Source organism: Bacillus sp. ME78, assembly GCF_903970865.1.
In the GTDB taxonomy this organism is placed as follows: Bacteria; Bacillota; Bacilli; order Bacillales; family Bacillaceae_G; genus Bacillus_A; species Bacillus_A cereus.
Window position 1 is genome coordinate 185238 of sequence record NZ_CAJCKK010000008.1, and the last position, 12676, is coordinate 197913.

Below are 12676 nucleotides of genomic sequence, written 5' to 3' on the forward strand. Positions count from 1 at the left end.
AATACAATAATGAAGAAGGAGTGCTCCATATGAATTCAAATAATAAAAAAGTTTTATTGTTAACAGACATTGAACATGGAATAGAGCCTATTATCCAACAAGTAACTAACATTCAACAAGAAAACATATTGACTATACACAGCTACGATTCTGTAATTGTACATCCTTATGGAGATATAATGAGATCTATTATTATTGCTATTTATCAAGAAAATGTTGAAGAAATTTTTGTTGTAGGAATAGAGGATAAAGAAACTTCTCCAGTTAATCTACGAACTCAACATGATTTCATAAAAGATAATATAGAACTAGACTATCTCTTTGAAAATTGCATCCCTGAATTTTCAAGTGGTAGCCTTGATGAATGGCTAAGTGGAAAAGAAAATGTTAGTGAAAATATTGAGAAGAGTATAGATATGATTTGTCATCATCCACTAGTACCGTCTGATGTTAAAGTTTATGGTTTCAAGATTGATAGAACAGGGGAAAAAGAAACGGTTGTTACAGTTTCTACTAATAAAGTAGTGAAACAAATGCATTCTTATGTGTAAGTTATCGATAGATAAGCAACTTTTATTTAGTAAATAATTTAATATATTAAATTATTTGGACTTGTGTCTTTTACAAAGAGCAAAAGAAATCTTCTATACATGGGGATCTTTTGCTTTTTTTGTTTGAATTTTTAATGTGTTTTATAGGAGATACCTAATATGCACATAATAAAAATATATAACTTTTTGTATGAAATCTTAAATACGGATTAGCAGGCGAAAATAAAGTTAAGCGTAAAATAGAAATGTATGTTGTGATTTATTTTAAGGTTATTACTAAAAAGAATGGAGATTCTTTAATTATGAGAATAAAACAGTTAAAACCTAAAATGATTTGGAAAAAAAGAATGCTGCTAACTCTTTTTATTGTTTTCGGATTGATTATTGCGGGGGTTATTTTTTGGAATGTTTCATCTATTCCAAAAGCGTTTCTCATAAAAAAAAGCATTTGAAGGTGGAATGTTTGTTCAATCTAATAATTATAAAAACGCTCTAAAAGAGACACGAGTTGTTAAAGATATAAATTATAATTCTAAATTTCCTGATGGTACATTAGACATTATTTATCCCAAAAATCTTACGGGAAAAACATCTGTTATTTTTTGGGTACACGGGGGTGGATTTGTAGGAGGAGATAAATCAGACATTACTGGTTATGCAGTAGAATTAGCTGCTCGTGGTTATACAGTGATAAATATAAATTATGCTCTTGCTCCGAAAAGAAAGTATCCTACACCCGTACTACAACTTGGTGAGGCTTACGAATATATAAAAGAAAATGCAAAGAAATATAATTTAAAACTAGATGACCTGTATTTTGCAGGAGATTCTGCTGGAGCGCAAATATCTGGACAATTTGTTAATATTCAAACATCTCCAGATTATGCGAAATTAACCGGAATTGACGCTATTGTTGCTCCTTCTACAATTAAAGGTATACTGCTATTTTGCGGCCCGTATAATATGCCTGCATTAGCTAAAATGGAAACATCCAAAGAAGTGCAAGACTTTATGCGTACTACTGGTTGGGCTTACTTTGGGAAAAAGAAGTTTGAAACATTACCTGAAATAGAAATCGCTTCTATTTATAAACACGTTACAAAAGATTACCCACCAACGTTCATCACAGATGGAAATACTGCATCATTTGAAGATCAAGCTAAAGCATTAGCTTCTACTTTACAAAATAAAGGAGTACCTGTAGATACACTTTTCTTTGATAAAAATATCTCTGGCGAGTTAGCACATGAATTTCAATTCAAAATGAACACTCCAGCAGGTCAAGAAGCTTTTAACCAAGTTCTTAAATTTCTAAATGAAAATAAATAATATATCTACGATTAACTTTTTATAAGCTTAATTTAATACCAAATATGAGTGGACAAAAATATTGTACTAATAATCTAATAATAGCAAGATAATTTTGATAAGAAGTATATAGTAAGAATGATTTGGAGATACCGATGGGGATATAACTATTTTATTTAGGACGGTGCAATTAAAATGGATTTACAGAAAGGGAAATTATATTGGAACACGACTTTTTCTAATACACCTTCTTATCCTCGTTTGGACGAAGATATAAAATGTGACGTACTAATAATAGGAGCAGGAAGTTCGGGTGCTCAATCAGCATACTATTTGAGTGAATCAGATTTAAATATTGTTATCGTTGATAAAAGAAAGGTAGGACATGGAAGTAACCTTACAAATACAGCACTTATTCAATATTTAGGTGATAAGATGTTTTTTGAACTTGTAAATACATTTGGGGAAGAGTATGCAGTTAAGCATATGAAATTATGTGAACAAGCTATTAATGATATTGAATATGCTGATCAAAACTTGCCTTATTGCTCTGACTTTAAACGACGTGACAGCTTATATTATGCAAGTTATGAAGAGGATATAAAGAAATTAGAAAAGGAACTGTATTATTTACATAAGCATGATTTTAAAGCGGCTTGGTTATCAGAAAAACAAATTGGACAGAGATATCCATTTAAAAAACGTGCAGCTATTTATACGTATAATGATGGTGAAATAAATCCTTATAAATTTACACATAGTTTATTAGAAAAAGCCTCTAATAAAGGAGTTCACATTTATGAAGATACAGAGATTGTTGGCAAAAAGTTAGAGAAAGAATGTGCTATCTTTTATACAAAGGAGGGCAATTCTATTACTGCCAATAAAGTAATTGTGGCTGCAGGATATGAAGGATTGGAATTTAAAAAGGAAAAGAACGCTACACTGATTAGCTCATATGCAATTGTTACTAATCCTGTGGAAGATTTATCTTCTTGGTATAAACGCACTCTCATTTGGGAAACTGCGAGACCATATATTTATATGAGAACTACTGCAGATAATAGGATTATTATAGGTGGATTAGATGAAGATACAAACATTGCTCAAGAAAGAGATTCAAAATTAATCCATAAAAAAGAGAAATTAGTGAATGAATTTAATAAGCTCTTTCCCAATATAACAGTTGAACCTGAATTTTATTTAAGTGCTTTTTATGGTGGTACTCATGATGGTTTACCTATAATTGGAATGTATGAAGAGTTTCCAAATTGTCACTTTATCTATGCGTATGGAGATAATGGATTAGTTTATAGTATGGTACTTTCTAAAATTGTTCGAGATATAATTATTAACGGTTCAAGTCCAGATTTGAATTTATATTTACAAACTAGACCAAAACTAAATGAGTAAACTGCATGTATACAAAATCATAGTAGTAAGGAGCTTATTTAGGGTTCCATTATAAAAAAACGCTATTTTAAATGTATTAGTTTCATGTGACTATTTGTTAAATCCATTCATTTTACTAAGTTCAGTTATTTGTATAATCCATTCTTTTTTTAGGTAGGGTAGAGTTGCTTGGATATGATGATATTCCCATTCTTCCTCAATGGTAGGGTAAAGATTAAATAAGTATTTTTCTTCATCATTTGTTACACTTGCTTTAGGATTTCCAGTAAGTTTAAAATAAATGTCGCACCATCCGCTATAGTTTGTTAACATGAATAAAAAATTAGGACATGTGAATTTGATGAGGTATATTTCTTTCTCTAATTGAATATCTGATAGTAATTCTCTTGCAGTCTCATAAGTAGGCTTCTTTTGGTAACCATTGCATGAATGCCATGCCCAAATGGGTAAATCTATAATAAAGTCAATACCTTTCTGTTTCATGTGTCTTACAATGTATTTATATGCTGTGCAATCTTCTTTACTAACAAAAATAGGATCGGCTATAAGCTTACCTTCATTCAAAAGTGTATTTATGGCATTTTGGTTTTGAAAAGTCCATAGGATTGTTGAATCTATAGATGTATTTAAGTTTGATTGTTTATAAAATTGTTTTTTCATCTTTCTCTCCATTTTCTTTTTTATTTTATAAGAGTTTAAGATAAGTACAAAGTGCATTATATTTTTATCTTTATTAAGAGTTGGAAAAATCCATTAAAGATAGAAGAGTTTGTTTGCAATTACAAAAAATGATTCTTATAATCATTTAAAAATAACAGAAGTATTTGTTCTAATAAAGAATGAATTGTGCTTTAAGAATTAGAAAGGATAGCCATGCAAAATAAAATTATTGTTATGTTTCAAAAAGATTTTCGTTTATATGATAACCCAGCTCTATTTGAGGCTGTTCAGTCTGGTGAGGTTCTTCCTGTATATATACAAGATGAAACTTTTTCAATAGGAAGTGCGTCAAAGTGGTGGTTGCACCATGCTGTAATAGATGTAAAGAAGCAACTTGAGGCATTGGGCTCTACTTTAATAATTCGTAAAGGACGTACGGAGGAAGAAATACTTTCTCTCATAGAGCAATTAGATATAACGGCTGTATATTGGAATATTTGTTATGATCCGGACAGATTACAATCTAATCAAAAAATGAAAATGATGTTAGAGGATAAAGGTATTATCTGTAAAGAATTTAATTCGCATTTATTATTAGAACCATGGGTTATTAAAAAGAAAGATAACACTGAATATAAGGTGTTTACGCCTTTTTACAATGCATTTCAAAAGCAGGTAATACCTAAACCTATTAGCAGAGTGCAGAGTATAAAGTGGGGAAACTCTTTACCAGCAAGCTTATCTGTTTCAGAATTACACTTGTTGCCGACTATACCGTGGACATCTCATATGGAAGTAATATGGGATCCGACAGAAGAAGGGGCATATAAAACATTCAAGAAATTTTTCTCTAGCAAATTAGTCTCTTATAGTGAAGGAAGAGATTTTCCAGATCAAAATGTCCATTCGATGTTGGCACCGTACCTTTCATTTGGTCAAATATCAGTAAAGCTAATGTTTCATTACTTAATAAATAAAAGTACCGAAAGACAATGTAGTCTTTTTGAAAAACAAGTTAATAGCTTTATACGTCAATTAATTTGGCGAGAGTTTTCTTATTATTTACTATATCATTATCCATTTACAGTATATAGACCTCTTAATAAGAGCTTTGAAAATTTCCCGTGGGATAAGGAAGAGGAGTTATTAAGAGTATGGCAAAAGGGGAAAACGGGTTATCCGTTTATTGATGCGGGAATGCGAGAACTATGGCAAACAGGTTTTATGCATAACCGGGCAAGAATGGCTGTGGCCTCTTTTCTTGTAAAGCATTTGTTAATTCCGTGGCAAGAAGGAGCAAAATGGTTTATGGATACACTACTAGATGCTGATATTGCAAATAATACAATGGGATGGCAATGGGTTGCTGGAAGCGGAGCAGATGCATCACCGTACTTTCGTATTTTTAACCCCATCACACAAGGAGAAAAGTTTGATAAAAATGGAGAGTATATAAGAAGATGGGTACCAGAATTAAAAGATATCCCAAACAAATATATACATAAACCTTGGGAAGCACCTGAGCATATTTTACAAAAATCCAATATAAAACTTGGGGATACATATCCTTATCCGATTGTTGATCATAAGGCAGCACGAGAGAGAGCCCTTTGTGCATATAAAAGTATGAAAGAATTTGTATGAAATAGGTTAAACAATATGTATTTGGAATTTAAATATTAGAATTTTATCCATTACAAGGACATACTAATCATATAAAGTTTCTATAATCTTCTAGTAAAAGGAGAATGTTTATGAAAAAATCTAGTATTATAGTGTTCTTACTAACATATGGTTTGTTTTATGTTTCTAGTGTTTTATTCCCTATTGATCGTACTTGGTATAATGCGTTAGAAAAGCCGTCTTGGACACCTCCTGGTATGACAATCGGAATGATATGGGCTGTATTATTTGGACTTATTGCATTATCAGTTGCAATTATTTACAACAACTATGGATTCAAGCCAAAAACATTTTGGTTTTTATTCCTTTTAAATTATATATTCAATCAAGCGTTCAGCTACTTTCAATTTAGCCAAAAGAATTTGTTTTTAGCAACAGTAGATTGTTTACTAGTCGCTATTACTACGTTACTTCTCATTATGTTTTCTTCCAATTTATCTAAAGTATCGGCATGGTTGCTAATCCCATATTTTTTATGGGCTACATTTGCTACATATTTATCTTGGACAATTTATAGTATAAATTAAAGACGTAAATGAAAACTTGAGCACAATGAAAATGCTCGAGTTTTTACGTTTAGTAATGGTAATCTAAAGTATAGAATATACACATCTTAGGGAGGGCATATATGTGAAGAAATGGATAAAAATTACTCTGTACTCTTTACTAGGTATTTTAATTATGGGAAGTGTTACTTTTTTAACGTGGTCTCAGTTTACTTACAAACCAACGAAAGAGGCTTTGTCTTTAGTAGATGATAAAAAAGATGAAAATTATATAGTTTTTGGAGAGAAAGATGCAAAAATAGGAGTTATTTTTTATCAAGGAGCTAAAGTAGAAGCGGAGGCTTATACTTACTTAGGAGAAGCACTTGCAAAAGATGGGCATTTTGTAGTAATGCCTAAGTTACCATTAAACTTAGCGATATTTGGAATAAATGAGGTAGATAGTGTAATTGAACAGTATCCTGAAGTTCAAAAATGGTATGTTGCTGGGCATTCAATGGGCGGAGCTATGATTTCTAGGTATGCCTTTCAACATGAAGAAAAGGTAGACGGAATTATTTTCTTAGGTTCTTATCCTGCAGATGATTTCTCTGCCAAATCGATTCCAATGTTATCAATTTACGGGGAAGTAGATGCTTTAGCAACTGTAGAAAAAATAGAGAACAATAAAAAGTTAATGTCAAAGAATAATACTATGCACATGATAAAAGGGGGGAATCATGCTAATTTTGGCATGTATGGTGAGCAAAAAGGTGATAATGCGAGTTTAATTACGCCAAAAGCACAACGAGATGAAACAGTGAAAGTAATTGAAGAATGGTTATTGAAACAATGATAACGAATTTAATAAATCTACCGAAAGAATTCTCTCAGCGGTAGATGGAAGAGAGAATAAAGAGCCAACTCGTATGAATTGGCTCTTTTATTTATTTGCTATCTCCAATTGTCCCCTTATTTTCTCCGGAATATCCTCTTTAGAAATAATATCGTAAGAATACACATACTTTCCCTTTACATGAATTTTTAAGTAAGTTTTTCTTATAAAATCATTAGGCGTGTTCGTTCCAACATTATATTCTTTTTCATTGCTTAATTCATCAACAGCTTTTAGTGAGTACATAGCTTTTCCTTTTTGATGATAATCCGGAACACCATATCCTTTCGCAACGGCATATACATTTTTTTCTTCAGCAATCGGATTAAATCTGTCTAAATCCCCGCGTAATATGAAAGGTAGTAAGTATATAGGAAGGCCTATTCCTAATATGCAAATTACAAATTTTTTCATTATCGTTTCTCCTCTTGTTCATTTACATGCTTCAGTATAGAAAAAAATTCTTATGAATAAAGGGAGATTTTCTTAAGTTTTTCTTAAAAAGAGTTTAAAGGTTATTTTAACCAAACATTATGTCACTAGAACATATAGAAGAGAAAAGAAAAACTATCACCAACATGTTAAACATGTATCTTTATAGGGTAGCGAGTATTGGGGAATTTACACAATTTAGATTCTGAAATTTTACAATTAGTAGTTGTTAGGGAAGAGAGAGGGTTTAGAGTTTCAGATGTGTGTCAGTTACAATTGAAAAGTTACATTAACAACAAAAAGGAATACATGAGTAAAAAAGACAGCAAGAAATGTATCTAATGTCTTAAAAGTGTAATTGTAGGGACTATTAGGATATTTTTCCTTAATATATGCATACTAAACATACTATAAAAGGTACATAGAAAGTGAGGGAATCATGGCTAAATTTTTGAGGCGTTTAAAATATAGAGACAACCCTAAGTCATGTTCAATACGAGACAATACTCATTTTCAGGAAAAAAATATTGAAGACTCCCTCTTAGACGCTGATTTATCCAAAAACATAGCTCATATTCAGAATATATTTCGTCAAGCGCCTGATTTAGTAATTCGGCAGTTTCAAATAACAGTAGGTGGATTAGAAGCAGCCTTAGTATACTTATCTGGATTAACAGATAAAGAATTGATTCAAAATCATGTTCTCAGTCCTTTGATGAATATTGATTTTGATACTAATAGAGAACTTCCAATTCCGTTAGGACAAATTAAGATTATTAATACATTAAGTCAGATTGAAAATGCTATTTTTGGGGGAGATAGTGTTTTATTAATTCACAGTCGAACAACAGCACATCAATTGGATACAAAAGGGTGGCCACAAAGAAGTGTTGAGGACGCACATAACGAAATAGCTCTAAAAGGAGCACATCAAGCTTTCATAGAAACTGGAAGTCAAAATATCGCAATGATTCGAAGATATATTCCTCATCGTGAATTAGCGATAAAAGAAATAATAATTGGTGTACGGAGCAAAACCAAAATTTCTATTTTATATTTGAAAGATGTAGCTTCTGAAGATGTGCTGAAGGAATTAGAAACACGAATTCAAAATATTACAATCGACGCTGTTGCTAGTAATGGCGAACTTATAGAATTCATTGAAGATCACCCTTACTCACCGTTTCCACAATTTATATTAACTGAAAGACCTGATTTGGCTGTATCTCACATTCTACAGGGTAGATTTGTAACTGTAATGGATCATTCACCTAATGTGTTAATTACTCCAACAAATTTTATTTCCTTTTTTCAAGGAGTCGATGACTACGGTACAAGGTGGTTAGTTGCTTCGTCTATTCGGTTGCTTCGTTTTGTCGCCTTTATGGTTGCTTTATTTCTGCCTGCGAGTTATGTTGCGTTTATTTCCTTTAATTTTGAAGTTATTCCTGTAGAGCTATATTTATCTATTGCTGAATCAAGAACGCGCGTACCCTTTTCTCCAGTTATGGAAGCGTTACTTATGGAAATAACATTGGAAACGATGAGAGAAGGGGCTTTACGGATACCTACTCCGATTGGTCAGACAGTTGGAATTGTAGGTGGTATTGTCATCGGCCAGGCGGCTGTTCAGGCGGGAATTGTAAGCAATATTATGATTATTGTTGTTGCTGTTACCGCCATCTCTTCTTTTGTTATCCCTAACTATGATATGGGAGCGGCAGTAAGACTTTTACGCTTTCCAATGATGCTAGCAGCTGCCTTATTTGGAATTGTAGGACTTGTTATCGGGTGGATGACTTTAATTGGGCATCTAAGTAGTCTTAAATCGCTAGGTACTTCTTACGGAACACCATTAGCACCCTTTCGTTTTGCAGATATGAAAGATGTTTTTGTACGCTTTCCTTTATGGACAATAAGAAGGCGTCCTAAGGGGAATGGAACCGATCAAACTATTCGACAAGGAAAGAATCGTAATAAAAGGTGAAATTATGAAAAAGTATGCCTATAATGAAATCACTCTTATGCAGTATATTATTTTAATTAATGGAGTGCAGGTGGGCACTGGCGTTTTATCGCTTCCACGTGTGCTTGCAGAAAAGGCTGGAACAGATGGATGGATAGCTATATTGATTGGTTGGATTTTCTCCACAATATCAGGTGTGTTTATAGTGAAAACAGCTGCAAGATATCCTGAGGATACGATTTATGATATTCTTATACGATTGTTTGGAAAAATAGTAGGGAAAGCATTCGTTGTTATTTACATGATGTACTTCGCTTTTTATTCTTGTATCGTTCTTATAAACGCTATGCTTTACCTTAAGGGATGGCTTCTCCCGAAAACGCCTGACTATATCGTTATCTTTTTGTTTTCGATTCCTACCTATTTTGTTGCACGTAACGGTCCTAGTATTTTAGGACGATACGCCGAACTTTTTTTTTATATGGCGCTTTGGATTCCGATATTTTTTTTAATCCCTCTTATAGGGAATGGAAGCTGGATGCCTTTCTTTCCGCTTTTAAAAGAAGGGTGGAAACCGATATTAACCGCTGTACCAAGCACTGTTTATGCTTATTTAGGGTTTGATATTGCTTTCTTTTTATATCCATTTTTACAAAAAAAACAGTATGCAGTCCATGGAATGGTTATAGCAAACACCTTAACGATGTTATTTTATTTATTTGCTACTATTGTTTGCTTTGCCTATTTTAGCCCTGATAGCATTACGCAATATAATCAACCGGTAATAAATTTACTGAAAGTAATTGAATTTCGTTTTTTAGAACGTTTTGACATGATTTTATTGGCTGTTTACTTAACCATTGTTTCCACATCATGGATCCCTGCCCTATACTGTTCTGTATTTTGTTCAAGCCAATTACTTGGAAAACAAGATCACAGCTCTCATGTAGTTGTTCTCTTATTGCTTATTATCGGATTCACATTTTGGACTCATCCTAGTTGGAATGAATCTGAAATTTGGCAACAGGTATTATCGAATACTGGATTAGGAGTAACATATATATTACCTATTATTTTATGGCTGTATTGCTGTCTATATGAGAAGTTTCGCCGGAGGAGAATACATTGAAAAGAAAAGTACTATGTTGTATTTTGTTATTGGTGTTCTTGATGACTGGATGCTTCGATCAAAGAAATGTTGAAGATGTTTCTCTTACTCTTATTCTTGGTATCGATTTAGATCCTAATGATAATTTATTAGTGTATATATCAAGCCCTGTTTTCAATAAAGAAGCAAAAATAAAAGAAGAAACTACTGGTGTGAAATCTGCTACGGTTCGAAAAGCAAGAGACAAATTTGATGCTACGGTTATGGCACTTACCGCCGGAAGTAAAACACAGGTTATTTTAGTTGGAAAAAGGCTACTGAAACAAAAAAACTGGGAAATTTACCTTGATCCATTTTACCGTGATCCCAAAAATACAGTTACCGCAAGGGTTGTCGCTGTAGATGGACCTGTTTCAGACGTCATCTTCTATAGTCCAAAAGATAAACCAAGGCTTCCTATATATTTAACAAAACTAGTTGATACCGCTTTTTTAAGAAATATCACGGTGAAAACAACACTTCAAGAATTATATGAACAAAGAGCAGACAAAGGGCTAACAGCAAATATTACTGAACTGAAAAAAAAGAATAAAATATGGGTGACAGGTACAGCCTTATTGGATGAAAAAGGAAAGTATAAATTAACACTGAAACCTGATGAAAACAAACTCTTACGCATTTTGCAACAAGGAACTGCAGGGGAGTTACCATTTACAGTTCCAATTAAGCTAAATTCAGATAGTCAAGATAAAGATTTGATAAGTTTTACTGCCTATGGTATTAAAGTAAAGACAAAGGCAAGATATGATGATCATTTTATATTTAATGTAGATGTAAAGATGAGAATCGGTATTACAGAACGACTTTTTTCGTTTAACACTAGAAAGGACGCAGCAAAATTACAAAAGGCGATTGAAACTAAGCTAGAAGCTGATTTCAAGCAATTAATACAAAAAATACAAACCGCCAAAATTGATCCTATTGGGCTTGGAGGATATGCAAGAACATACACATATCCGAAATGGAAAAAAATACAAAATAATTGGGGTAACGAATTAGCAAAAGGCGATGTAAACGTCAAGGTTAAGATTAAAATTGGTGGAATGGGTACGATTAAGTAACATGAATTCAACTGTGATTCGTACTAAGATTGCAAGTACTGTCTGTTTTAGAAGGAGAAATGCCTTTAATAATAGTGCAGCCACATCGCTATCTGGGCTTTTCCGTTATAGGTAACATTTTTCAATACGTAAATAAGAAGGTTCTAGTGTAAAAACTTCAGAGTAATTGCGCCAGAATCACTATTGGATCAGTTTAGATCCATAATAAAAAAAGATTCGATATTCTGAAGTTAAAAGTAAAAAATGAAATTATGAAAGGTAAATTTCAAATAATGCTAATGTTTTATAAAGACATTGTATACGGAGGGATGTACCATTTATGATTGACGAGAAAACAATACAAATTGTGCAGTCAACGGCTCCAGTATTAAAAGAACACAGTATAGAAAAGGAATTGATTCATTATGAATCATTTAGCCCATTTGCAATTTTAGGTGAGTAACTAATACCGGATAGGGTTATAGTCATAATAATGTAAGTAAATAGTTTTTTTGCGATACTTCAATAGTGAAGTATCGTTTTCTTTGTATAACTAAAGCCCAACTATGGATTCTGATGTAATGTTGAAAAAGGATCACAAGTAATGATTGGTCTGTTCTAATACTAAGTAACTATGATGAAATTGAATCTAAAAAGTATTATGCTAATAAAATAGCGAAAAAATTTTGGGAAAGCAAAAAATAATAGAGCTTAGATTTGCAATAATAAATGTTTTTTTCATTAGATAATTACTTTACCAATAATCGGGATGTTTGCGGATACATTTATTTTTGGGATACATAATTATATTTAGAGAATACCCAGTTACAGTATTTGAATTTTTAATAAGAAGGGATGCGAAGGAATGAACTCACAGAGACAAGGCTATGCAGGCTGGTGGCAAGGCGGACACGGTGGTTGGCCGGGTGGACACGGTGGTTGGCAAGGCGGACACGGTGGTTGGCAAGGTGGACACGGTGGTTGGCAAGGTGGACACGGTGGTTGGCAAGGTGGACACGGTGGTTGGCCGGGTGGACACGGTGGTTGGCAAGGTGGACACGGTGGTTGGCAAGGT

The 12676-nt window shown here is 32.8% G+C and carries 12 protein-coding genes and 1 pseudogene; 11 read left to right on the forward strand and 2 right to left on the reverse strand.

The window, feature by feature from the left end; translation table 11 throughout:
• Positions 1-29 precede the first annotated feature (29 nt).
• From H6481_RS12260 to H6481_RS12270, 3 genes and pseudogenes are all read left to right on the forward strand, one after another.
• On the forward strand, positions 30-551 hold the full coding sequence (locus H6481_RS12260; RefSeq protein ID WP_182811858.1) for a carbonic anhydrase: 522 nt from the start codon (positions 30-32) through the stop codon (positions 549-551).
• 302 nt (positions 552-853) lie between these two features.
• A pseudogene (locus H6481_RS12265) lies at positions 854-1880 on the forward strand (alpha/beta hydrolase).
• A gap of 174 nt (positions 1881-2054) precedes the next feature.
• On the forward strand, positions 2055-3272 hold the full coding sequence (locus H6481_RS12270) for an FAD-dependent oxidoreductase (protein ID WP_182811861.1): 1218 nt from the start codon (positions 2055-2057) through the stop codon (positions 3270-3272).
• 90 nt (positions 3273-3362) lie between these two features.
• On the opposite strand, the gene H6481_RS12275 is transcribed toward H6481_RS12270, so the two are convergent.
• Positions 3363-3932, reverse strand: coding sequence for a DUF3841 domain-containing protein (locus H6481_RS12275; protein WP_182811864.1), 570 nt, complete (start codon positions 3930-3932; stop codon positions 3363-3365).
• A 213-nt stretch (positions 3933-4145) separates the two neighbouring features.
• Between H6481_RS12275 and H6481_RS12280 the strand changes: the two genes are divergently transcribed.
• The 3 genes from H6481_RS12280 to H6481_RS12290 all read left to right on the forward strand — a co-directional run bounded on the left by H6481_RS12280 (position 4146) and on the right by H6481_RS12290 (position 6956).
• Positions 4146-5576, forward strand: coding sequence for a deoxyribodipyrimidine photo-lyase (locus H6481_RS12280; protein ID WP_182811866.1), 1431 nt, complete (start codon positions 4146-4148; stop codon positions 5574-5576).
• Between the two features lie 110 nt (positions 5577-5686).
• Complete coding sequence (locus H6481_RS12285) at positions 5687-6142, forward strand: TspO/MBR family protein (RefSeq protein ID WP_142245278.1); 456 nt, start codon at positions 5687-5689, stop codon at positions 6140-6142.
• Between the two features lie 103 nt (positions 6143-6245).
• Entirely contained in the window at positions 6246-6956 is a 711-nt protein-coding gene (locus H6481_RS12290; RefSeq protein ID WP_182811869.1) for an alpha/beta hydrolase, read from the forward strand.
• 87 nt (positions 6957-7043) lie between these two features.
• On the opposite strand, the gene H6481_RS12295 is transcribed toward H6481_RS12290, so the two are convergent.
• Positions 7044-7409 carry a YxeA family protein gene (locus H6481_RS12295; protein WP_065382364.1) on the reverse strand — a complete coding sequence of 122 codons (366 nt, stop codon included), beginning with the start codon at positions 7407-7409 and terminating at the stop codon, positions 7044-7046.
• Positions 7410-7866: 457 nt separating this feature from the next.
• On the opposite strand from H6481_RS12295, the gene H6481_RS12300 reads away from it, so the two are divergent.
• The 5 genes from H6481_RS12300 to H6481_RS12320 form a co-directional block, all read left to right on the forward strand.
• Positions 7867-9414, forward strand: coding sequence for a spore germination protein (locus H6481_RS12300; protein WP_053564049.1), 1548 nt, complete (start codon positions 7867-7869; stop codon positions 9412-9414).
• Between the two features lie 4 nt (positions 9415-9418).
• On the forward strand, positions 9419-10522 hold the full coding sequence (locus tag H6481_RS12305; protein WP_003270936.1) for an endospore germination permease: 1104 nt from the start codon (positions 9419-9421) through the stop codon (positions 10520-10522).
• Positions 10519-11622: a Ger(x)C family spore germination protein gene (locus tag H6481_RS12310; protein WP_069355881.1), complete on the forward strand. Its 1104-nt coding sequence runs from the start codon at positions 10519-10521 to the stop codon at positions 11620-11622. The genes H6481_RS12305 and H6481_RS12310 overlap by 4 nt, the downstream gene beginning before the upstream one ends.
• Before the next feature lie 319 nt (positions 11623-11941).
• On the forward strand, positions 11942-12064 hold the full coding sequence (locus tag H6481_RS12315; protein ID WP_000564622.1) for a flavoprotein: 123 nt from the start codon (positions 11942-11944) through the stop codon (positions 12062-12064).
• Positions 12065-12466: 402 nt separating this feature from the next.
• Positions 12467-12676 (forward strand): hypothetical protein (locus H6481_RS12320; protein WP_182811872.1); only part of this gene is annotated, 210 nt, incomplete at its 3' end.

Bases quoted from the DNA above. Each gene is read 5' to 3' on its own strand.
- H6481_RS12260 (WP_182811858.1), top strand. From the start codon at position 30: ATGAATTCAAATAATAAAAAAGTTTTATTGTTAACAGACATTGAACAT.
- H6481_RS12270 (WP_182811861.1), top strand. From the start codon at position 2,055: ATGGATTTACAGAAAGGGAAATTATATTGGAACACGACTTTTTCTAAT.
- H6481_RS12275 (WP_182811864.1), bottom strand. From the start codon at position 3,932: ATGAAAAAACAATTTTATAAACAATCAAACTTAAATACATCTATAGAT.
- H6481_RS12280 (WP_182811866.1), top strand. From the start codon at position 4,146: ATGCAAAATAAAATTATTGTTATGTTTCAAAAAGATTTTCGTTTATAT.
- H6481_RS12285 (WP_142245278.1), top strand. From the start codon at position 5,687: ATGAAAAAATCTAGTATTATAGTGTTCTTACTAACATATGGTTTGTTT.
- H6481_RS12295 (WP_065382364.1), bottom strand. From the start codon at position 7,409: ATGAAAAAATTTGTAATTTGCATATTAGGAATAGGCCTTCCTATATAC.
- H6481_RS12300 (WP_053564049.1), top strand. From the start codon at position 7,867: ATGGCTAAATTTTTGAGGCGTTTAAAATATAGAGACAACCCTAAGTCA.
- H6481_RS12305 (WP_003270936.1), top strand. From the start codon at position 9,419: ATGAAAAAGTATGCCTATAATGAAATCACTCTTATGCAGTATATTATT.
- H6481_RS12315 (WP_000564622.1), top strand. From the start codon at position 11,942: ATGATTGACGAGAAAACAATACAAATTGTGCAGTCAACGGCTCCAGTA.